The sequence below is a fragment of the Burkholderia sp. Bp9015 genome (genome assembly GCF_003853505.1).
Lineage (GTDB): Bacteria > Pseudomonadota > Gammaproteobacteria > Burkholderiales > Burkholderiaceae > Burkholderia.
In genome coordinates, this window is the sequence record NZ_QTPZ01000003.1 from 1 (window position 1) to 19,991 (window position 19,991).

Below are 19,991 nucleotides of genomic sequence, written 5' to 3' on the forward strand. Positions count from 1 at the left end.
GTCCCCTTCGTCTAGAGGCCTAGGACATCACCCTTTCACGGTGAGTACAGGGGTTCGAATCCCCTAGGGGACGCCAGGATTCAGCGGCGTTTCGTAGTAGAAGTGTCGCAACGCTTGCAGGACGTGAACGAGGTCCTGCAGGTGAGAGTGAAGAAAGCTGGAGCGGTAGTTCAGTTGGTTAGAATACCGGCCTGTCACGCCGGGGGTCGCGGGTTCGAGCCCCGTCCGCTCCGCCAGAACAAAGCCCGTTCAAATGAACGTTTTGAGCGGGCTTTTGTGTTAAAGATGTAAGCAGTACGTTGTCCCCTTCGTCTAGAGGCCTAGGACATCACCCTTTCACGGTGAGTACAGGGGTTCGAATCCCCTAGGGGACGCCAGATTTCGGCGTCGTTCGAACAAGCGATGCGCCGGCAGGAAGTAACCGACGCCTGCCAGGCAAGAAGCAAGACTGGAGCGGTAGTTCAGTCGGTTAGAATACCGGCCTGTCACGCCGGGGGTCGCGGGTTCGAGTCCCGTCCGCTCCGCCAGAAAATGAAAAAGCCCGCCTCGTGCGGGCTTTTTCATTTGCACCGTTGATCGTGCCCGCGTGCGGGCGCGTGACTGCGGAGTGGAGGAAGCCGCCTGCGCGGCTTCCGGCGGGACGCGAAGGGCTGCGCGTGCACGCGCAGCCGCGGCCTGCAGGATGTAGGCGAGTCCCGTCCGCTCCGCCAGAAAATGAAAAAGCCCGCCTCGTGCGGGCTTTTTCATTTGCATCGCCGATCCGGCGCCACTACGAGAAATTCGCGATTGCATCCACCCGCGACTGCGCTATCGTGGCGGAATGCGTTTTTGACCCCTGCGCGATGCTCGATCCGACCGACCTGCGATTGTTGTATCAGCTCCGGCCCGCGGAGCCTGGCGATTTTCCGTTTGCCGAGGCGCTGACGCACGGCAACATGGGCGGCTATTACAAGCGCCATGGGCTCGTCTGGCGCAGCGACCTGTTCTATGCGAGCTGGCGCGAATCCGAAAACTTCATCCTGGAAGCCGACGGCGAACGTATCGGCGTGCTGCGCGTGACCGAGGAGGGCGATTCGCTGCACATCCGCGACGTGCAGATCGCGGCCGGCCATCGCGGACAGGGCGCCGGCACCTACATGCTCGACATGTCGCATCGCTGGGCGCGCGCCCGCGGGCTGCACGAACTGCAGTTGCGTGTGTTCGTCGACAATCCGGCCGCGCGCCTCTACCTGCGTATGGGCTACCGCGTCACCGGGCCGAGGCTGGCCCAGCTCGGCTCGATTCGCCACATGGTGCGTCCGGTTTGAGCGCGTAACGGTTACCCACGCGGGGGGCCACGCGGCGACGGTCAGCGGGCGGCGTCGATCGCGTCGTCGTCGATTGCGATGCCGTCTTCCGCGCCGCGATGCTCGTAGCCGCGCAGCATGAACGCGCGCGGGCTTTCGCCGAACGCGCGCCGGAACATCGCCGAAAACGCGCTCTGGCTCTGGTAGCCGAGTTCGCGGGCGATATGCGACAGCGGGCGCCCCTGGTTCAACAGCGGAATCGCGCGCGCGAGCAGCGCCTGCTGCCGCCACTGCGAAAAACTCACGCCCAGTTCCTGCCTGAACAGCCGCGAGATCGTGCGCGTGCTCGCACCCACCTCGCTCGCCCAGTGTTCGAGCGATTCCGCATGCGCCGGTTGCGCGAGCACCGCCTCGCACAGCATGCGCAGCCGCTTCTCGTCGGGCATCGGCACCGCGAGCGGCAGCGGTTCGGCGCGGCTCAGCTCGTCGAGCACGAGCCCGCACAGCAGCCGTTCGCGGGTGCCGCTCAGGTCGCGCGCGTCGAGCGCGACGATCAGTTCGCGCAGCAAGCCCGTCACCTCGACCACCCGGCATGCGTCGAGCCCGTCCGGCACGACCGACTCATCGATGTACAGCGTGCGCAAGTACGCTTCCTCGACGATCACGACCTCGTGCGTGACGTGCGGCGGCACCCAGATCGCGCGGGAAGGCGGCACCATCCATGTCGTCCCGGTCGTCGCGACGCGCAGCACGCCGCGCGATGCATACGCGAGTTGCGCCCACGCGTGCGTGTGCAGCGGGATCCGGCGTCCGGCGTCGACCTGCCGTGCCCGGACACGCATCGGGTGGACGCGGGTCGGCGCGAACTCGGGCGGGATGTCGATGACGTCGTACGGGTTCGATGCGTCGGCTTGGGCTGGCGGGTTCATGGACGATTCGGTCGGCGCGGCGGCGATGCCGTCATTTTAGAAGGCGCCGCGCAGGCGCATGCGGCGGTTTTTCGGCCGATAATGCACGGTTCAAATGAACTTTGTATGGGGCAGCACGTGTGCCGGCCGGCGCAAGCCCTGGCCAGCGTGATGCGTCGCGCCGAAAAGAACCATCGTGCCGCCGGCGCGGTCTATCGATGCGGGCGCGTTTTCGCACAAGCAGCGCCCCAACGACGCCGGCGCCCGCGGCACGGCCGCGACGGCCCGGCACGGCAACACCTGAATCGAAGAGGAGGACCACGATGCGCCATGTATTCGTCTACGGCACGTTGAGAGCGGGAGAAGCCAACGACATCGGCCAGGCGGCCGCGCGGAACGGGATCGCCGCGCCGACGCTGCTCGGGGCGGCCGCACTGCCGGGCGAACTGTACGATTTCGGCACGTATCCGGGCATGGTGCCCGGGCCGGCCGGCCGGTCGCTCGTGTGGGGCGACGTCTACGAGATCGACGAGCGACTGGTGCCCGTGCTCGACGAGATCGAGCGCGTCTATCCGGGCGTCGACACGCTGTTCCGGCAGGAGCCGGTGACCGTCGAACTCGGCGGTCGTGCCTATGCGTGCGTCTACTATCCGGTCGCCGCGCATGCGGCAGCCGACCGTCCGCGCATCGTGTCGGGCGACTGGGTCCAGCACCGGCGCGAGCGGGAAGCCGCCGCCGCATCCGCATAGAGAACCCGCTGCCCAGCAAAGGAAAAGCGCCCCGCGGGGCGCTTTTTTCATGCCGCCGTGTTGCGCGACCGGCGGCGGGCAGGACCGGGCGACCCGGCCCGCGTCGTCAGATTTCCTCGTACAGCGGCAGCGTCAGGAATTCGGTGAAGCCTTCCGACGTCGACATCTGTTCGAAGATCGCCGCGGCACGCTCGTACGGCTGCGTGTTGCCGCCGACCGACCGCTTCACGTTGTCGAGCTCGGCCTTCGCGAATTCGCGCACGAGCTCGGCGGTGACCTTGCGGCCGTCGTCGAGCACGCCCTTCGGCGAGCGGATCCACTGCCACACCTGCGAGCGGGAGATCTCGGCGGTCGCCGCGTCTTCCATCAGGTTGTGGATCGGCACGCAGCCGTTGCCGTCGAGCCAGGCGCCGAGATAGTGGATGCCGACGTTGATGTTGTTGCGCAGGCCGGCTTCGGTGATCGGCGCTTCAGGCTGGAAGTCGAGCAGGTTCTTGCCTTCGATCTGCACGTCGTCGCGTTGCTTCGCGATCTGGTTCGGCTTGTCGCCGAGCACCTTGACGAATTCATCCATCGCGATCGGCACGAGGCCCGGGTGCGCGACCCAGCCGCCGTCGTAGCCGTCGGTCGCGTCGCGCTGCTTGTCCGAGCGCACGCCGCCCATCGCCTTGTCGTTCGCTTCCGGATCGTTCTTGATCGGGATCAGCGCGCTCATTCCGCCGATCGCCGGCGCATTGCGCTTGTGACAGGTCTTCAGCAGCAGCAGCGCGTACGCGCGCATGAACGGCACCGTCATCGTGATCTTCGAGCGATCGGCCAGGCAGAAGTCGCGGTCGTTCTTGAACTTCTTGATCGCCGAGAAGATGTAGTCCCAGCGGCCGGCGTTCAGGCCCGAGCTGTGTTCGCGCAGTTCGTACAGGATCTCGTCCATCTCGAACGCGGCGAGGATCGTCTCGATCAGCACCGTCGCGCGGATCGTGCCGCGCGGCACGCCGACTGCCTCCTGTGCCGCGACGAAGATGTCGTTCCACAGGCGCGCTTCGAGATGGCTTTCCATCTTCGGGAGGTAGAAGTACGGGCCCGAGCCGCGCGCGATCAGTTCCTTCGCGTTGTGGAACAGGAACAGCGCGAAATCGAAGATGCCGCCGGACACGCGCTGGCCGTCGACCGTCACGTGCTTCTCGTCGAGATGCCAGCCGCGCGGACGCACGATCAGCGTCGCGACCTTGTCGTTCAGCCGGTACGACTTGCCGTTCTGTTCGAGCGAGATCGTGCGGCGCACCGCGTCCTTCAGGTTGATCTGGCCGTCGATCTGGTTCGTCCAGCTCGGCGCGTTCGAATCCTCGAAGTCCGTCATGTACGAATCGGCGCCCGAGTTCAGCGCGTTGATGATCATCTTGCGCTCGACGGGGCCGGTGATCTCGACGCGGCGGCATTGCAGGTCGGCCGGCAGCGGCGCGACCTTCCAGTCGCCCTCGCGGATCGCCTTCGTGTCGGCCAGGAAATCGGGGCGCTCGCCGGCGTCGAGGCGCTTGGTGCGTTCGACGCGGGCCTGCAGCAGCGCCTGGCGGCGCGGCTCGAACGCGCGGTGCAGCGCCGCGACGAGCGCGAGTGCTTCAGGCGTCAGGATCGCTTCGTAACCCGGCTTGATTTCGCCGGTGATCGCCATGCCTTGCGGCAGCGTGATCGGGGTGCTCATGAGTCTCATCTCCTTGGTCGGTCAGTTGCGGTTTCGGTGAAGGGGGAAGGCGGCAGCGCAGCGAACGTCATGCGCCCGGGCCGGGGCGCGCGCGGTTCGCGGGTCTGCCGGCCGGGGCCGGGGTGGCGAGGAATGCGAGCAGGTCGGCCATGCCGCTGCCGGTGCCGTCGGGCGGCGCGCCGAGTTCCTCGACGGGCGCACCCGTGCGGTTGAGCCAGAACGTCGTGTAGCCGAACCAGGCGGCCCCCGCGACGTCCCAGGCGTTCGACGACACGAACACGATGTCGCGCGGGTTCGCGCCGAACGCGGCGGTGCCGAGCGCGTACGCGGCCGGGCTCGGCTTGTACGCGCGTACCGCGTCGGCCGACAGCACGCGATCGAACAGGCCGGTCATGCCGGCGCTCTTGATCGCGATGTCGAGCATCTCCGGGTTGCCGTTCGACAGGATCGCGAGCGGCGGGCGCGGGTCGAGCGCGCGCAGCTTGCGCAGCGCGGGCACCGTGTCGGGATAGGTGGACAGGCACGCGTATTCGTCCATCAGCCGCTTCTCGGCCGCGCTGTTCAGCGCGAGCCCGAGCCTGCGCGCGGCGAACCGCAACGCGTCGAGCGTGATGTCGCGGAACGGGCGATAGCGGGCGCCGGACGGATCGGCGAGCGTGCGCAACTGCGAGTATTCGATTTGCTTGCGTCGCCACAGCCGCGACAACCGGTCCCCGTGACCGGGAAACATCTGCTCTGCCGCGGCCACGACCGCATGCACGTCGAACAACGTGCCGAATGCATCGAAGAGGATTGCGTCGGGAGAGGAGAGTGTCGTTGTGGCCGACATAGCCTTGCGCTCCAGTTTCAGAGGTCGGAAACGATTTTATTCGTGCTCGTCAGTGCTAAAAAAGACGCTAAACATCACTTGATCTTTTACTTTCATATACCTAATCTTGACGGCTCAAGCTATTTGAAGGGCGGGAGCGCCGCCCTGCGAGTCATGGACCGGTTCAAACAGATCGAAACGTTCGCCGCGGTCGCGGCGAAGGGCAGCCTGTCGGCGGCCGCGCATGCGGAAGGCGTCGCGCCGGCGATCATCGGCCGCCGCCTCGACGCGCTCGAGGAGCGGCTCGGCGTGAAGCTGCTGGTGCGGACTACGCGCAAGCTCACGCTGACCTTCGAGGGGTCGGCCTTCCTCGAGGATTGCCAGCGGATCATCAACGACATGCAGAACGCGGAGGCGAGCGTGTCCGCCGGCGGCGTGAAGGCGAGCGGCCACCTGCGCATTTCCGCGCCGGCCGGCTTCGGGCGGCGCCACGTCGCGCCGCTCGTGCCCGAATTCAGCGGCGCGCATCCGGACGTGTCGGTCACGCTCGACCTGTCCGACCGGATGGTCGACCTCGTCAACGAAGGGTTCGATTGCGCGGTGCGGCTCGGCGAGCTGCCCGATTCGTCGCTGGTGTCGCTGAAGCTCGGCGAGAACCGGCGCGTGTGCGTCGCGTCCCCCGCGTATCTCGCGCGGCGCGGCACGCCGGCCACGCTTGCGGAACTCGCGCGCCACAACTGCCTCGCGCTTGCCGCGAATGCGAACCAGCAGCGCGGCTGGGCGTTCCAGGAGGGCGACAAGGTGGTGTCGATCCGCGTGAACGGCACGATGGAATGCTCGGACGGCGCGGTGCTGCACGAATGGTGCCTCGCCGGCTACGGCCTGGCATGGCGATCGTGGTGGGAGGTCGGCGACGACATCGCGGCCGGCCGCCTCGTCACCGTGCTCGACGCGTTCGCGGCACCACCGATCGGCATCCACGCGGTGTTTCCGCAGCGCCGTCACCTGCCGCTGCGCGTGCGGCTGTTTCTCGATTACCTGAAACATACGTACGAACGGCCGGGGTATTGGGGCGAGTAGGGCGGGGCGAGCAGGGCGCACCGGCCCGCGCGTTTCCGATATGAGGGCGAACCCGCTGCCGGCGCCGGTCGCCCGGTTTCGCGCACTACAATCGAAACTGGCATGCGCGACGCGCCGGAGCCGGCCCGCATGGGTTCGCGGTGCGCGCGGTGCGTCTGACGCAGGAGGGCGCGATGTTCCGGCACATCCTCGTTCCAACCGACGGTTCCGAACTGTCGCAGAAGGCGATCGACGGCGCGATCGACCTGGCGCGCGCGGTCGGCGCGCGGGTCACGGCCTATGCGTGCCTGCCGCAGTATCCGTACTCGCCGTTTTCCGAAGTGATCATCGAGCCGCCCGCCGATTTCCGGGCGCGCAGCGAGCGCGAGGCGCGCGCGCACCTGGACGACGTGCAGGCAGCCGCGAAGGCGGCCGGCGTCGATTGCGACAGCTGGACGAGCGTGCATCCGTCGCCGTACCTCGGCATCATCGAGGCGGCCGAACGTGGCGGCTGCGACGTGATCTTCATGGCGTCCCACGGACGCCGCGGGCTCGGCAGCCTGCTGATCGGCAGCGAAACGCAGCGCGTGCTGACCCATACGAAAATTCCGGTGATCGTCTATCGGTAGACGCGGCGCCCGTCGTTCGTAGCCGCGCGGGCGACAGCACGGCGGCGCCGCTGAAAAAAGGGCGCGCCGGACGAAGCCGGCGCGCGTCGTTGCTGGCGGCCACTGGCCGCGCGCGACCGGTCGCGCGACGTCGATCGCGCGCCAGCCGTCTCCTCCCTGATTGTTGTCCGGTGCCGCCGATGCCGCGCCGTCGCGTGACGGGCCGGCATCGGCGTGACGCTTGCGCGCGTTACGCGACCTTCTTGCCGTCGAAGAACTGTTCGTCTTCGGTCGAGCCGTGCAGCGCGGTCGTCGAGGCTTCCCGCTCGACCGTCTGCGTGACCGCGTCGAAGTAGCCGGTGCCGACTTCGCGCTGGTGCTTGACGGCCGTGAAGCCCTTGTCGGCCGCCGCGAACTCGGCCTGCTGCAGTTCGACGAACGCGCTCATCTGCGTGCGGGCATAGCCGTGCGCGAGGTTGAACATCGAGTAGTTCAGCGCATGGAAGCCGGCCAGCGTGATGAACTGGAACTTGTAGCCCATCGCGCCGAGTTCCTTCTGGAACTTCGCGATCGTCGCGTCGTCGAGGTTCTTCTTCCAGTTGAACGACGGCGAGCAGTTGTACGACAGCATCTTGCCGGGGAACTGCTTTTGGATCGCTTCCGCGAATTTCTTCGCGTACTCGAGATCCGGCTTGCCCGTCTCGCACCAGACGAGGTCGGCGTACGGCGCATACGCGAGGCCGCGCGAGATCGCCTGCCCGATGCCCGGCTTCGTGCGGAAGAAGCCTTCGACCGTGCGCTCGCCCGTCAGGAACGGCTTGTCGTTGTCGTCGATGTCGGACGTGATCAGGTCCGCCGCTTCCGCGTCGGTCCGCGCGACCAGCACGGTCGGCGTGCCCATTACGTCGGCCGCGAGACGCGCCGCCGACAGCTTCGCGACCGCTTCGCGGGTCGGCACCAGCACCTTGCCGCCCATGTGGCCGCACTTCTTTACCGACGCGAGCTGATCCTCGAAGTGCACGCCCGAGGCGCCGGCCTCGATCATCGCTTTCATCAGTTCGAACGCGTTCAGCACGCCGCCGAAGCCGGCTTCCGCGTCCGCGACGATCGGCGCGAAGAAATCGACGTAGCCTTCGTCGCCCGGATTCTTGCCTTCCGACCACTGGATCTGGTCGGCGCGCGTCAGCGTGTTGTTGATGCGCTTGACGACGAGCGGCACCGAGTTCGCCGGGTACAGCGACTGGTCCGGGTACATTTCGCCCGCGACGTTCGCGTCGCCGGCCACTTGCCAGCCCGACAGGTAGATCGCCTTCAGGCCGGCCTTCACCTGCTGCATCGCCTGGTTGCCGGTCAGCGCACCGAGTGCGTTGACGAACGGCTCTTCGTTGATGAGGTGCCACAGCTTTTCCGCGCCGCGCTTGGCCAGCGTGTGCTCGACGGCGATCGAGCCGCGCAGGCGCACCACGTCCTCAGCCGTGTAGCTGCGCTTGATGCCCTTCCAGCGCGGATCGGTTTCCCATTGCTTTTGCAGTTCCTGTGCCTGTTGCTGTCGCGACATGATGAGCTCCTTGATGCGGTGTGTTGCCAGATCGGTCGAATCGGACGGTGCTGATGCTGTTCTCGAAGCGGGGCGCGGTGCGTGCCGCTTTGAGAAGTCTTGTATAAGAGTCTAGGCAAACCGATCCGAGTGAAACAGGGGCTATACCAGGAAGTTTGAAACTTTTTAATCGTTTTTAATCAACAACTTGTGTTTTGTGTTTCGCAATGAGAAACGATTTTTCCCATCTCGCAATTGTAAGGTTGTGCCGCGCAGCATGATTTTTTACGACGCAAAAAAATTTTCCGCATCGTGAAATTTGGCGCGGGACGAAAAAAAACCGGCGCGGGTGCGCCGGTTTGCCGGATGGGCGGGCGGCCACGGGGGCCGCCGGGGCGTGCTTACGACGCCGAATTGCTGCGACGCGGGCCGCCGCTGCGCTGGCCGTCGCGACGCGGGCCGCCGTCACGGCTGCCGCCCGGCTTGCCGCTCCAGCCGCCGCCATTGCCGCCGCCGTAGCTGCGGCCGTTGCCGCCATGACCGCCGCCCGGCTTGCCGCCGAAACGACGACCGCCGTTACCGCCGCCCGGACGGCCGCGGCCGCCGGTGCCGCGATCGTTGCGCGGGGGTGCCTTGCGGGGCTCGAAGCCTTCGATCACGTTGACCGGCAGCGGCGAGCGCACGAAGCGCTCGATGCGCTTGAGCGCGCCTTGCTCGGCGTGGTGCACGAGGCTCACCGCGGTGCCCGAACGGCCGGCACGGCCCGTACGGCCGATACGGTGCACGTAGTCTTCCGCGAACTTCGGCAGGTCGTAGTTGAACACGTGCGTGATGCCCGGGATGTCGATGCCGCGGGCTGCGACGTCGGTCGCGACCAGCACGCGCACGCGGCGCTCGCGCAGCGCACGGATCGTGCGGTTGCGCGCGCCCTGCGGCAGGTCACCGTGCAGCGCGGCCGATTCGAAGCCGGCGTCGGCGAGACGGCCGGCGAGCTGGTCGGCATCGATCTTGGTCGCCGTGAAGATGATCGCCTGGTCGAGCGCGTCGTCGCGCAGCAGGTGATCGAGCAGGCGGTCCTTGTGGTCGCGATCGTCGACGTAATGGACGGTCTGTGCGATGTTCGCGCGCGATTCGAGGCGCTGCTGGATCTCGATGCGTTCCGGATCCTTCAGCAGGCGGCTCGTCAGCGAACCGATCTTGCCGTCGAGCGTGGCCGAGAACAGCATCGTCTGGCGCGACTCGGGCGTCGCGGCGACGATCGTCTCGATGTCTTCGATGAAGCCCATGTCGAGCATGCGGTCGGCTTCGTCGAGCACGAGCATCTTCAGTTCGGACAGGTCGATGCGGCCGCGCTCGAGGTGATCGAGCAGACGGCCCGGCGTGGCGACCAGGATCTCGGGGTTCTTCGCGAGCAGCATCAGCTGCTGGCCGTAGGCGACGCCGCCGAGGATGCTGACCGTGCGCAGGCGCTTCAGGTGCTTGCCGTAGGTCGACGCGGCCGTGGTGACCTGCATCGCGAGCTCACGGGTCGGCGTCAGCACGAGCAGGCCCGGGCGGGCGACGGGCTGCGGGCGGCGCGCACGGCGGTCGCCCTGATTCGGTTCGCGCGGCGCACGCGGTTGCTGCGCCTGCGCCTTCTGGAGCTGCGCGAAACGTTCGATCGCGGGCAGCATGAATGCGGCCGTCTTGCCCGAACCGGTCGGGCTCGACACCAGCAGGTCCCGACCGGCGATGCCGGCCGGAATCGCGCGCTGCTGGACCGGCGTCGGCTTGGCGTAGCCGGCGGCCTGCAGCGCGGAGACGATCTCCGGCGACAACCCGAGCGACGCGAAAGTCGGCTCGTCCGACGCCGGTTCGACCGCGGCCGGTGCGGCGGCGTTCTCGAGACCGAGCGCCTGGTCGGCGATCGCGTTGAGCGGGCTGGAGTTGATGCTCGAAGTCATAACAATCCTTGAAACACAGTGGGTGAAACGTCGGCGCCAATCGCGCATACCCAAGTCGTCGGATTCAGCGAGCAAATCGGGAAACGGGTGCAATCCGCCGAACCGTCGGCGGATGAGGCATTAGAAGCTGTTTTGGGTGCGGCGCGCTTCTGGAGCGGGGGCCGCCAGCCTAGTTGACGACCGCGAGGGTCGAAGCAGGAGGGGACAGGTTCTAAACCGGATTGGAGCTTAACGCTACGAGGCGTCGGGCCGGAACGGCTTGCGAGCCGAGCGCGGGAGGTGACGCAGCCAGCATTATAGAGATATTTGCTGCGCTGCGCCACTGATTTGATTGCCTATTGATTGACTGTCGCGGCAGGCGGGACAGATCAGGACGCCGTGCCGTTCTTCAGCGATTCGACGAGTTCGATGTATTGCTGCTTCGCCGCATCCTGGGTCGTGCCTTTCAGCGCTTCCCACGCGTCGTACTTGTACTTGCCGACGATGTCGGTGAAGCCCGGCTTGTCGCCGTGCGCGTCGCCGTCGGTCGCCTGCTTGAAGAGCGCATACAGGCGCAGCAGCGTCAGGTTGCCCGGTCGCTCTGTCAGTTGCTTGACGTCGACCTGGGCCTGGTCGAATTGGGCGGTGAGTTCGCTCATCGTGTGTCTCCGTAAGGGTTTCAGGTCGGGCGATCTTAACAAGCGCCGCGCCGCGCGGGGTCGAGCGATCCTTCCAAACCGCCAGCCGCGCGGCGCGCGCATCGCGATCGGGTCCGACCGCCCGTGGGAGCGGGGCGCCGCATTACAATGTCGGCCATGACGCAAACAGTGCTCCTCGCCATCGATACGTCGACCGAATACTGCTCGGTCGCGCTGCTGCGCTCGGCTTTCGCCGATGACGCCGTTTCCACCACGCAAACCTGGGTCCGCCACGAGCTGACGGGCGCCGTGTCGAGCACGCGCGTGCTGCCGGCCATCCAGGAACTCTTCGCCGAATCGGGCCTCACGTTCGCCGATTGCGACGCGATCGCGTTCGGCGCGGGCCCCGGCTCGTTCACCGGGCTGCGCACCGCGACCGGCATTACCCAGGGGCTCGCGTTCGGGCGCGGGCTGCCGGTCGTGCCGGTCAGCACGCTGCTCGCGTGCGCCGAACACGCGCGGCTGCGCGCACCCGGCACGACGCGCGTGCTGGCCGCGCTCGACGCGCGGATGGACGAAGCGTACTGGGCCGACTTCGCATGGGACGAGCAGGCGGGCGACTGGCGCACGCTGCATCCGGCGTCGCTCGATGCACCGGGCGCCGTCGGCGTGCCCGACGCGCCGTTCACGCTCGCGGGCAACGCGGCCGCCGCGTTCGGCGCGCAACTGCCGGCCGCGGCGGCCGCGGCCGTGATCGACGGCGACGCGCTGCCGCATGCGCTGGCGGTCGCGCATGCCGCGCTGCGGGCATTCCGCGCCGGCCGGACGGTGCCGGCCGACCAGGCCGCACCCGAATACGTGCGCGACAAGGTCGCGCAGACCACCGCCGAGCGCATGGCCGCGCGTGCCGCGCAGACGGACGGAGCAAAACGATGACGGGCGTCCTGTTGAGCGACCGCTATCTGTCGCCGATGACCGACACCGATCTCGACGAGGTCGTCGCGATCGAGCAGGTCGCGTACGAATTCCCGTGGAGCCGCGGCAATTTCCAGGATTCGTTGCGCAACGGCTATTTCGGCGTGTGCCTGCGGCACGTGACGGGCGCGCTCGTCGGCTATTGCGTGCTGATGCCGGTGATCGACGAAATGCACCTGCTGAACCTGTGCGTCGCGCCGGCCGCCCAGCAGTCGGGCGCGGGCCTCGCGCTGCTGCGCGAAGCCGTGCGCATCTCGCGCGCGGAGGGGCTCGACGGCGTGCTGCTCGAGGTGCGGCCGTCCAATCCGCGGGCGATCCATCTGTACGAGCGCTTCGGCTTCGTGACGATCGGCCGGCGCAAGAACTACTATCCGGCGCGGCATCGCAGCCGGGAGGACGCGATCGTGATGCGTCTGACGCTGAACAAGGACGAAGGGGACGCGCATGGCGTGGGCTGAAGCAGCGCTCGAGGAAATGGGGCTCGCGCAGATCTGGGTGCGGCGCGGGTCGCGCGCGGAAGGCGCCGAAGCGGGTGGGGCGGGGGCCGGGCCGGTTGGCGTGCCGGGCGCGGCCGACGATGCGTCCGCCGTTGCGGCCGCAACCGTCGCGCCCGCGTCGCGGCCGACGTCGGAGCAGCCGCGTGACACGCAGGCGGCTGCACGCGTGTTCCCGCGCGGCGATATGCCGCTGGCGGATACGCCGCCCGCTGGGGGCGCCGCGCGCTCCGCGGCACCGGCTGCGGAAACGGGCAGCGGCGCGCGTGCCGCGATCGACGAAGAGCGCGCATCCGCCGGGCCGGCATCGTCCCCGGCCGCCGCCGCCGCCGCGGACGACCTGCCGCCGCTCACCGAAGACGATTTCGCGTGGTTCGACGCGGCGCCGCCTGGCGATCCGCTGCCGCCGGCCGAAGCGCGTCCTGCTGCAACGCCGGTCGCGATGCTCGACTGGGATGCGCTCGCCGCACGCGTCGCCGGCTGCACGAGCTGCCGCCTGTGCGAGAAGCGCACCAATACCGTGTTCGGTGTCGGCGATCGGGAAGCGGACTGGATGCTGATCGGCGAAGCGCCGGGCGAGAACGAGGACAGGCAGGGCGAGCCGTTCGTCGGCCAGGCCGGCAAGCTGCTCGACAACATGCTGCAGTCGCTCGCGCTCAAGCGCGGCGACAACGTCTACATCGCGAACGTGATCAAGTGCCGCCCGCCCGGCAACCGCAACCCGGAACCGGACGAGGTCGCGCGCTGCGAGCCGTACCTGCAGCGCCAGGTCGCGCTCGTGAAACCGAAGCTGATCGTCGCGCTCGGCCGCTTCGCCGCGCAGACGCTGCTGAAGACGGACGCGAGCATCGCATCGCTGCGCGGCCGCGTGCACACGTACGAAGGCGTGCCGGTGATCGTCACCTACCACCCGGCGTACCTGCTGCGTAGCCTGCAGGACAAGTCGAAGGCGTGGGCCGACCTGTGCCTGGCGCGCGATACGTTCCAGCGGGCGGAGGGCGCCGCCGCGCACGGGCCGGCCGGACAATGACGCGCGGCGCGGCGGTCGCGTTCGTCGATACGCTGCACGATGCCGCGGTCCGCGATCTGGGCTGGCTCCTCGCGAGCCCGAGCCTGCTCACTGCCGCGCCCGGGGCGCCGCTCGCGCATCCGTGGGCGGATGCGGTCGAGCGGGTGGCCGTCGAAGCGTGGCTCGTCGCGCTCGATGCCGCGCCCGAGCCGCTGCACCGCGCGCTCGACGGGCTGCGGCCCGTGCGACTCGGCCGCTATGCCGAATGCCTGCTCGAGTATTTCCTCACGCACGGGCCGTCGCTGCGGCTCGTCGCCGCCAACCTGCCGCTGCGCAGCAACGGCAAGACGCTCGGCGAGGTCGATTTCCTCGTCGATGCGCCGGGCGGGCTGCGCCTGCACTGGGAACTCGCGGTCAAGTGCTATCTATGCGCGCCGGTCGACGGCGACGCGTCGCTCGCGGATTTCGTCGGGCCGAATCTCGTCGACCGCCTCGACCGCAAGCGCAGCCGGCTGCTCGAGCATCAGCTGCGGCTGAGCGATCGCCACGGGTTCGCGCTGCTGGGCTACGGCGCGCCGTCCGATGCGCAGATGTTCATCAAGGGCTGGCTGTTCTATCCGCACGGCGTGCCGCTGCCGCCGGTGGCCGCGGAAATCGCGGCCGATCATCCGCGCGGGTTCTGGCTCACGCACGCGCAGTGGCCGGCGTGGGCATCCGCACAGCCCGACGGTGCGGCATGGAACGTGCTGCCGCGGCTCGCATGGCTCGCGCCGCGGCGGGTGGCGGCCGACGCCGCGCCCGAACCGCTGGCGCATTCGCTCGAATTGCCGTCCGCCTTGACGGCGCGCCAGGCGCCCGCGCTGATCGGCGTCCATCGACTGGACGGCAACGGCGTATGGCGGGAGACGGCGCGCGGTTTCATCGTGCCGGACGACTGGCCCGCGCGTGCGCAGGCGTTCGCTGCCCAGGACCACTGACGCCGCATCAGCCGGCGCTTACCACCAGCGATGGAAGTGATGGACGGGGCCGACGCCGTGGCCGACGTCGAGCTGGCCGCTCGCGGCGATCGCGCCGGTCAGGTAGGCCTTCGCTTCGCGCACCGCGCTGTCGAGATCGGGCCGCTGCGGCAGCAGCGCGGCGATCGCCGACGACAGCGTGCAGCCCGTGCCGTGCGTGTTGCTGACCGGCACGCGCGTGCCGTCGAACCGCACCGCATGCGCCGCATCGACGAGCCAGTCGGGGCTCGCGGCCGCGTCGGGCAGGTGGCCGCCCTTCATCAGCACGGCGCGCGCGCCGGTCTTCAGCAGCGCCTGGCCTTGCCGGACCATGTCGTCTTCGGTCATCGCGGGCGTGTCGCCGAGCAGGGCGGCCGCTTCGGGCAGGTTCGGCGTGACGACGGTCGCGAGCGGCAGCAGCGCGTCGCGCAATGCGTCGACCGCATCGGGCGCGAGCAGCGCGTGCGAACTCTTCGAAATCATCACCGTATCGAGCACGACGAAACGCGGCGCATGGCGCCGCAGCGCGTCGGCGACCGCGTGCACGATCGCCGCGTTCGCGAGCATGCCGATCTTGACCGCGTCGATGCGGATGTCGTCGAACACCGCGTCGAGCTGCGCGGTCACGAACGCGGCGTCCGGAGCGTGCACGCCGGTCACGCCGCGCGTGTTCTGCGCGGTCAGCGCGGTGATCACGCTCGCGCCGTACGCGCCGAGCGCGGAGAAGGTCTTGAGGTCGGCCTGGATGCCCGCGCCGCCGCCCGAGTCGGAGCCGGCGATCGTCAGGACGTTGGGTATCGGGTGCGTCATGATGGCAAGGCGCCGGTTCGAAGACCGGCGCCGACGGACGGAAACAGGAAGTGTAGCGTCAGTGCCGCGATTCGCCGATCAGCGCGACCGAGTCGAACTGGCGCTGGTTCGCCTGGTGGCGGCGCATCACGAGCCACATCGTCAGGCACACGAACGTGCCGAACAGCACGATCACGACGCCGACCGGCACGTCGAGCCAGACCAGCACCGCATACAGGCACAGCATCACGAGCACCGACAGGTTCTCGTTGAAGTTCTGCACCGCGATCGAATGGCCGGCCGACAGCAGCACGTGGCCGCGATGCTGCAGCAGCGCGTTCATCGGAACCACGAAGTAGCCGGACAGCGCGCCGACGCAGATCAGGAAGATGTACGCGACGATCAGGTACACCGGCAGGCGCAGGTGGCCGAAATGCACGGCCCAGTGCGCCGGGAACAGGTCGCGCGTGTAGAACGCCATCAGCATGACCGCGATGCCCATGATGATGCCGACCGGCAGCACGCTGAGCGACTTCTTCAGCGGGATCCGCGCGGCGGCGGCGATCGCACCGCCCGCGACGCCGACCGCGACCACCGCCTGCAGGATCGCGCCTTCGGACAGCGACATGTTGAGCGACACTTCGGCCCACTTCAGCACGATGAACTGCAGCGTCGCGCCCGCGCCCCAGAACAGCGTCGTGACCGCGAGCGAGATCTGGCCGAGCTTGTCGCGCCAGAGCACCATGAAGCAGTCGGCGAAGTCGGTGAGGAGCTTGACCGGGCCGCGCTCCTGCTTCGGGTAGCGCGCGCCGGTATCGGGGATCCGCAGATTGAAGATGGCGGCGATCACGTAGATCGCCATGATGATCACCATCGCCGCTTCGGCGGGCGTGGCGATCCAGGCTGGCGTGTGCGCGATCACGTGCGACGCGATGTGCGGGCTGATCAGCGCGCCGCCGAGCACGGTGCCGAGGATGATCGAGCTGACGGTCGTGCCTTCGATCCAGCCGTTCGCGGCGACGAGCCGGTCGGCCGGCAGCAGCTCGGTCAGAATGCCGTACTTCGCGGGCGAGTAGGCCGCGGCGCCGAACCCGACGATGCCGTATGCGATCAGCGGATGGGCGCCGAGCAGCATGATCAGGCAGCCGACCACCTTGATCGAATTGGTGATGAACATCACGCGCCCCTTCGGACGCGAATCGGCGAACGCACCGACATAGGCCGCCAGCACCACATACGACAACACGAAGAACAGCTTGAGCAGCGGTGTCATCCAGTTGGGGGCGTGGAGGTCTTTCAGCAGGGCGATGGCGGCGATGAGAAGCGCATTGTCGGCCAGCGACGAGAAAAACTGCGCGGCCATGATGGTGTAAAAACCTTTTTTCATCTGATGCGATGCTTTCGTCGCTGCGGCAGGGCCGCGTAGGCCGCCTAGTATGCGATCGGCTTATTCCGTTCGAAATGGGTTGTGCGCACGGCTTTATAACACGAAAATACGGCAATTCGGACTAGCAAGATTCCCCGATCGTTCCGCAAATTGTCGGCTTCGGTGCTCAAAAGGCGCGGTAAGCTGATGATTCGCAAGCGTCTTTACGTAAATTTCCCATGCCGCGCCCGATCTCCGCCACCATCCACACCGCCGCCCTCGCGAACAATCTCTCCGTCGTCCGCCGCTTTGCCGGCCCGTCCAAGGTCTGGGCGGTCGTCAAGGCCAACGCGTACGGCCACGGTCTCGCGCGCGTGTTTCCCGGCCTGCGCGGCACCGACGGCTTCGGCCTGCTCGACCTCGACGAGGCCGTGAAGCTGCGCGAGCTCGGCTGGGCCGGCCCCATCCTGCTGCTCGAAGGGTTCTTCCGGTCGACCGACATCGACGTGATCGACCGCTACAGCCTCACGACCACCGTCCACAACGACGAGCAGATGCGGATGCTGGAGACGGCGCGGCTGTCGAAGCCCGTCAACGTGCAGCTCAAGATGAACAGCGGGATGAACCGGCTCGGCTACGTGCCGGAGAAGTACCGCGCCGCGTGGGAGCGCGCCCGTGCGTGCCCCGGCATCGGCCAGATCACGTTGATGACCCATTTTTCGGACGCCGACAACGAGCGCGGCGTCGCCGAGCAGCTCGCGACGTTCGAGCGCGGCGCGGCAAGCATCGCGGGCGCGCGCAGCCTCGCGAATTCGGCGGCCGTGCTGTGGCATCCGGATACGCACTTCGACTGGGTGCGGCCGGGGATCGTGCTGTACGGCGCATCGCCGTCGGGGCTGTCGTCCGACATCGCCGATACGGGCCTGAAGCCTGCGATGACGCTCGCCTCCGAGCTGATCGCCGTGCAGACGATCGCGAAGGGGCAGGCGATCGGCTATGGCTCGACGTTCTCCGCGCAAGCGCAGATGCGCATCGGCGTCGTCGCGTGCGGCTATGCGGACGGCTATCCGCGCGTCGCACCCGAAGGCACGCCCGTGATCGTCGACGGCATCCGCACGCGGATCGTCGGCCGCGTGTCGATGGACATGATTACCGTCGACCTGACGCCGTGCCCGCAGGCCGGCGTCGGCGCGCGGGTCGAGCTGTGGGGCAACGCGCTGCCGATCGACGACGTCGCGCGCCATTGCGGGACCATCGGCTATGAACTGATGTGCGCGGTCGCCGCCCGCGTACCGGTGCGCGCGGAATAAGGGCAGCACGCGTGGCCAAACAGAAAACCGTCTACGTCTGCAGCGAGTGCGGCGGACAAACCCCGAAGTGGCAGGGGCAATGCCCGTCGTGCCAGGCCTGGAACACGCTCGTCGAATCGGTCGCCGAGTCGCCGGCCGCCCATCGCTTCCAGTCGCTCGCGAAACGCGCGCCCGTGCAGCGCCTCGTCGACATCGAGGCGGCCGACGTGCCGCGCTTCTCCACCGGCATCGGCGAATTCGATCGCGTGCTGGGCGGCGGGCTGGTCCCTGGCGGCGTCGTGCTGATCGGCGGCGATCCCGGCATCGGCAAGTCGACGCTGTTGCTGCAGTCGCTCGCGGACATCGCGAGCGAGCGGCGCGCACTCTATATCAGCGGCGAGGAATCGGCCGCGCAGATCGCGTTGCGCGCGCAACGGCTCGCACTGCTCGACGGCGGCGCGCCGGCGGCCGAGCTGAAGCTGCTCGCCGAGATCCAGCTCGAGAAGATCCAGGCCGCGATCGACGCGGAACGGCCGGACGTCGCCGTCATCGACTCGATCCAGACCGTCTATTCCGAAGCGCTGACATCGGCGCCCGGCTCGGTCGCGCAGGTGCGCGAGTGCGCGGCGCAGCTCACGCGCATCGCGAAGCAGTCCGGCACCGCGATCATCATGGTCGGGCACGTGACGAAGGAGGGCAACCTCGCGGGCCCGCGCGTGCTCGAGCATATCGTCGACACGGTGCTGTACTTCGAGGGCGACACCCATTCGTCGTTCCGGCTCGTGCGCGCGTTCAAGAACCGCTTCGGCGCGGTCAACGAGCTCGGCGTGTTCGCGATGACCGAGCGCGGGCTGCGTGGCGTCGCGAACCCGTCCGCGCTGTTCCTGTCGCAGCACGAGCAGGTCGTGCCGGGTTCCTGCGTGCTCGTCACGCAGGAGGGAACGCGCCCGCTGCTCGTCGAGATCCAGGCGCTCGTCGATACGGCCCACGTGCCGAACCCGCGCCGGCTCGCGGTCGGCCTCGAGCAGAACCGGCTCGCGATGCTGCTCGCGGTGCTGCACCGGCACGCGGGCATCGCGTGTTTCGACCAGGACGTGTTCCTGAACGCGGTGGGCGGCGTGAAGATCACCGAGCCGGCCGCCGACCTGGCGGTGCTGCTCGCGATCCATTCGTCGATGCGCAACAAGGCGCTGCCGAAGGGCCTGATCGTGTTCGGCGAAGTGGGGCTGGCGGGCGAGATCCGGCCATCCCCACGCGGCCAGGAACGCCTGCGCGAGGCGGCGAAGCTCGGTTTCACCGCCGCGCTGATCCCGAAGGCGAATGCACCGAAACAGCCGATCGAAGGACTGAACGTGATGGCCGTCGATCGGATCGAGCAGGCGATCGACCGTGTGCGCGATCTCGAATAGCCGTGGCTGGCCAGCGCCGCCGTGCATTGGCCACGGTGATCTGTCGCGTAATTGAATGTAATGAATATGTAGGCTGATGTAACCCGCCGGACATCGCTTTTCCCTATCCTTTGCCGGATTGTCGAACCGCGCAATGCGAAGGGAACCTATGTTTAAACAGTATGGGGAAGCGCCGAGCGGACGCAGTTACAACCTGCGCGGCTGCCGTGTGTCGGAGCCGATCGTTCAGCCGTGGGGCGGCGGATGCCGGATCGTCGAATGGATCGACGACGAAGGGCGCCTGGCGCGCCGGGTCGTGTCCGAGGACGTGACGGAAGCGGAGGTCGCCGCGGCGATCCGCCGGCCGACCGAAGGGCGGCGTCACCTGATGGGCGATGACGAGCAGATGCCGCGCGATACGTTGCCGCGGCGTTGAGCGGATGGCGCGGCCGGCGGCCGGCGGACGGCCGAC

The 19,991-nt window shown here is 68.0% G+C and carries 19 protein-coding genes and 4 tRNA genes; 15 read left to right on the forward strand and 8 right to left on the reverse strand.

The window, feature by feature from the left end; genetic code table 11:
- From DIE12_RS04350 to DIE12_RS04370, 5 genes are all read left to right on the forward strand, one after another.
- Positions 1–76, forward strand: a tRNA-Glu gene (locus DIE12_RS04350).
- A gap of 83 nt (positions 77–159) precedes the next feature.
- Positions 160–236, forward strand: a tRNA-Asp gene (locus tag DIE12_RS04355).
- A gap of 65 nt (positions 237–301) precedes the next feature.
- Positions 302–377, forward strand: a tRNA-Glu gene (locus DIE12_RS04360).
- A gap of 73 nt (positions 378–450) precedes the next feature.
- Positions 451–527, forward strand: a tRNA-Asp gene (locus DIE12_RS04365).
- A 315-nt stretch (positions 528–842) separates the two neighbouring features.
- Positions 843–1,307: a GNAT family N-acetyltransferase gene (locus DIE12_RS04370; RefSeq protein ID WP_014896698.1), complete on the forward strand. Its 465-nt coding sequence runs from the start codon at positions 843–845 to the stop codon at positions 1,305–1,307.
- 41 nt (positions 1,308–1,348) lie between these two features.
- Here the strand turns inward: DIE12_RS04370 and DIE12_RS04375 are convergent, their stop codons facing one another.
- The gene (locus DIE12_RS04375) at positions 1,349–2,215 is read right to left on the reverse strand and encodes a helix-turn-helix domain-containing protein (protein WP_124519979.1); all 867 of its coding nucleotides are present in this window, start codon (positions 2,213–2,215) and stop codon (positions 1,349–1,351) included.
- Between the two features lie 302 nt (positions 2,216–2,517).
- On the opposite strand from DIE12_RS04375, the gene DIE12_RS04380 reads away from it, so the two are divergent.
- Positions 2,518–2,943 carry a gamma-glutamylcyclotransferase gene (locus tag DIE12_RS04380; RefSeq protein ID WP_124486168.1) on the forward strand — a complete coding sequence of 142 codons (426 nt, stop codon included), beginning with the start codon at positions 2,518–2,520 and terminating at the stop codon, positions 2,941–2,943.
- 106 nt (positions 2,944–3,049) lie between these two features.
- On the opposite strand, the gene aceB is transcribed toward DIE12_RS04380, so the two are convergent.
- Both aceB and DIE12_RS04390 read right to left on the reverse strand, forming a co-directional pair.
- Positions 3,050–4,642, reverse strand: a complete 1,593-nt coding sequence (gene aceB / locus DIE12_RS04385; RefSeq protein WP_124519982.1) for a malate synthase A — start codon at positions 4,640–4,642, stop codon at positions 3,050–3,052.
- A 67-nt stretch (positions 4,643–4,709) separates the two neighbouring features.
- Positions 4,710–5,471: a haloacid dehalogenase type II gene (locus DIE12_RS04390; protein WP_124519984.1), complete on the reverse strand. Its 762-nt coding sequence runs from the start codon at positions 5,469–5,471 to the stop codon at positions 4,710–4,712.
- Between the two features lie 153 nt (positions 5,472–5,624).
- On the opposite strand from DIE12_RS04390, the gene DIE12_RS04395 reads away from it, so the two are divergent.
- Both DIE12_RS04395 and DIE12_RS04400 read left to right on the forward strand, forming a co-directional pair.
- Positions 5,625–6,530 (forward strand): LysR family transcriptional regulator, encoded by a 906-nt coding sequence (locus DIE12_RS04395; RefSeq protein ID WP_044847957.1) that lies wholly within the window; start codon positions 5,625–5,627, stop codon positions 6,528–6,530.
- Positions 6,531–6,703: 173 nt separating this feature from the next.
- The gene (locus tag DIE12_RS04400; protein WP_044848000.1) at positions 6,704–7,138 is read left to right on the forward strand and encodes a universal stress protein; all 435 of its coding nucleotides are present in this window, start codon (positions 6,704–6,706) and stop codon (positions 7,136–7,138) included.
- 229 nt (positions 7,139–7,367) lie between these two features.
- Here the strand turns inward: DIE12_RS04400 and aceA are convergent, their stop codons facing one another.
- From aceA to DIE12_RS04415, 3 genes are all read right to left on the reverse strand, one after another.
- The gene (gene aceA / locus DIE12_RS04405) at positions 7,368–8,675 is read right to left on the reverse strand and encodes an isocitrate lyase (RefSeq protein ID WP_124486171.1); all 1,308 of its coding nucleotides are present in this window, start codon (positions 8,673–8,675) and stop codon (positions 7,368–7,370) included.
- A 380-nt stretch (positions 8,676–9,055) separates the two neighbouring features.
- The gene (locus tag DIE12_RS04410) at positions 9,056–10,597 is read right to left on the reverse strand and encodes a DEAD/DEAH box helicase (RefSeq protein ID WP_044847955.1); all 1,542 of its coding nucleotides are present in this window, start codon (positions 10,595–10,597) and stop codon (positions 9,056–9,058) included.
- A gap of 368 nt (positions 10,598–10,965) precedes the next feature.
- A complete protein-coding gene (locus DIE12_RS04415) occupies positions 10,966–11,235 on the reverse strand; it encodes an acyl-CoA-binding protein (RefSeq protein ID WP_044847954.1) in 270 nt (89 codons plus the stop codon).
- Positions 11,236–11,382: 147 nt separating this feature from the next.
- On the opposite strand from DIE12_RS04415, the gene tsaB reads away from it, so the two are divergent.
- Genes tsaB through DIE12_RS04435 form a run of 4 tightly spaced genes read left to right on the forward strand, consistent with a single transcriptional unit; the run spans position 11,383 to position 14,669 of the window.
- Entirely contained in the window at positions 11,383–12,150 is a 768-nt protein-coding gene (gene tsaB, locus DIE12_RS04420; RefSeq protein WP_124486172.1) for a tRNA (adenosine(37)-N6)-threonylcarbamoyltransferase complex dimerization subunit type 1 TsaB, read from the forward strand.
- Positions 12,147–12,647, forward strand: coding sequence for a ribosomal protein S18-alanine N-acetyltransferase (rimI, locus tag DIE12_RS04425; protein WP_044847952.1), 501 nt, complete (start codon positions 12,147–12,149; stop codon positions 12,645–12,647). Before tsaB ends, rimI begins: the two co-directional genes overlap by 4 nt.
- Positions 12,634–13,713 carry a uracil-DNA glycosylase family protein gene (locus DIE12_RS04430; protein ID WP_124519986.1) on the forward strand — a complete coding sequence of 360 codons (1,080 nt, stop codon included), beginning with the start codon at positions 12,634–12,636 and terminating at the stop codon, positions 13,711–13,713. Before rimI ends, DIE12_RS04430 begins: the two co-directional genes overlap by 14 nt.
- Entirely contained in the window at positions 13,710–14,669 is a 960-nt protein-coding gene (locus tag DIE12_RS04435; RefSeq protein WP_124486175.1) for a DUF1853 family protein, read from the forward strand. The genes DIE12_RS04430 and DIE12_RS04435 overlap by 4 nt, the downstream gene beginning before the upstream one ends.
- Positions 14,670–14,687: 18 nt before the next feature.
- Here DIE12_RS04435 and thiD read toward each other — a convergent pair whose 3' ends face one another.
- Together thiD and lplT are read right to left on the reverse strand one after the other, a co-directional pair.
- Entirely contained in the window at positions 14,688–15,497 is an 810-nt protein-coding gene (gene thiD, locus DIE12_RS04440; RefSeq protein WP_124486176.1) for a bifunctional hydroxymethylpyrimidine kinase/phosphomethylpyrimidine kinase, read from the reverse strand.
- Between the two features lie 58 nt (positions 15,498–15,555).
- A complete protein-coding gene (gene lplT / locus DIE12_RS04445; protein WP_044847948.1) occupies positions 15,556–16,863 on the reverse strand; it encodes a lysophospholipid transporter LplT in 1,308 nt (435 codons plus the stop codon).
- 218 nt (positions 16,864–17,081) lie between these two features.
- On the opposite strand from lplT, the gene alr reads away from it, so the two are divergent.
- The 3 genes from alr (at position 17,082) to DIE12_RS04460 (ending at position 19,955) form a co-directional block, all read left to right on the forward strand.
- Positions 17,082–18,152 (forward strand): alanine racemase, encoded by a 1,071-nt coding sequence (gene alr, locus DIE12_RS04450; protein ID WP_044847947.1) that lies wholly within the window; start codon positions 17,082–17,084, stop codon positions 18,150–18,152.
- 11 nt (positions 18,153–18,163) lie between these two features.
- Positions 18,164–19,540 carry a DNA repair protein RadA gene (gene radA / locus DIE12_RS04455; protein ID WP_124519988.1) on the forward strand — a complete coding sequence of 459 codons (1,377 nt, stop codon included), beginning with the start codon at positions 18,164–18,166 and terminating at the stop codon, positions 19,538–19,540.
- A gap of 148 nt (positions 19,541–19,688) precedes the next feature.
- The gene (locus DIE12_RS04460) at positions 19,689–19,955 is read left to right on the forward strand and encodes a DUF2866 domain-containing protein (protein WP_044847945.1); all 267 of its coding nucleotides are present in this window, start codon (positions 19,689–19,691) and stop codon (positions 19,953–19,955) included.
- Positions 19,956–19,991 lie beyond the last annotated feature (36 nt).

Bases quoted from the DNA above. Each gene is read 5' to 3' on its own strand.
- DIE12_RS04375 (WP_124519979.1), bottom strand. From the start codon at position 2,215: ATGAACCCGCCAGCCCAAGCCGACGCATCGAACCCGTACGACGTCATC.
- DIE12_RS04400 (WP_044848000.1), top strand. From the start codon at position 6,704: ATGTTCCGGCACATCCTCGTTCCAACCGACGGTTCCGAACTGTCGCAG.
- DIE12_RS04410 (WP_044847955.1), bottom strand. From the start codon at position 10,597: ATGACTTCGAGCATCAACTCCAGCCCGCTCAACGCGATCGCCGACCAG.
- DIE12_RS04415 (WP_044847954.1), bottom strand. From the start codon at position 11,235: ATGAGCGAACTCACCGCCCAATTCGACCAGGCCCAGGTCGACGTCAAG.
- DIE12_RS04370 (WP_014896698.1), top strand. From the start codon at position 843: ATGCTCGATCCGACCGACCTGCGATTGTTGTATCAGCTCCGGCCCGCG.
- tsaB (WP_124486172.1), top strand. From the start codon at position 11,383: ATGTCGGCCATGACGCAAACAGTGCTCCTCGCCATCGATACGTCGACC.
- DIE12_RS04460 (WP_044847945.1), top strand. From the start codon at position 19,689: ATGTTTAAACAGTATGGGGAAGCGCCGAGCGGACGCAGTTACAACCTG.
- rimI (WP_044847952.1), top strand. From the start codon at position 12,147: ATGACGGGCGTCCTGTTGAGCGACCGCTATCTGTCGCCGATGACCGAC.
- aceB (WP_124519982.1), bottom strand. From the start codon at position 4,642: ATGAGCACCCCGATCACGCTGCCGCAAGGCATGGCGATCACCGGCGAA.
- DIE12_RS04390 (WP_124519984.1), bottom strand. From the start codon at position 5,471: ATGTCGGCCACAACGACACTCTCCTCTCCCGACGCAATCCTCTTCGAT.
- DIE12_RS04435 (WP_124486175.1), top strand. From the start codon at position 13,710: ATGACGCGCGGCGCGGCGGTCGCGTTCGTCGATACGCTGCACGATGCC.
- thiD (WP_124486176.1), bottom strand. From the start codon at position 15,497: ATGACGCACCCGATACCCAACGTCCTGACGATCGCCGGCTCCGACTCG.
- DIE12_RS04380 (WP_124486168.1), top strand. From the start codon at position 2,518: ATGCGCCATGTATTCGTCTACGGCACGTTGAGAGCGGGAGAAGCCAAC.
- DIE12_RS04395 (WP_044847957.1), top strand. From the start codon at position 5,625: ATGGACCGGTTCAAACAGATCGAAACGTTCGCCGCGGTCGCGGCGAAG.
- alr (WP_044847947.1), top strand. From the start codon at position 17,082: ATGCCGCGCCCGATCTCCGCCACCATCCACACCGCCGCCCTCGCGAAC.
- DIE12_RS04430 (WP_124519986.1), top strand. From the start codon at position 12,634: ATGGCGTGGGCTGAAGCAGCGCTCGAGGAAATGGGGCTCGCGCAGATC.
- aceA (WP_124486171.1), bottom strand. From the start codon at position 8,675: ATGTCGCGACAGCAACAGGCACAGGAACTGCAAAAGCAATGGGAAACC.
- lplT (WP_044847948.1), bottom strand. From the start codon at position 16,863: ATGAAAAAAGGTTTTTACACCATCATGGCCGCGCAGTTTTTCTCGTCG.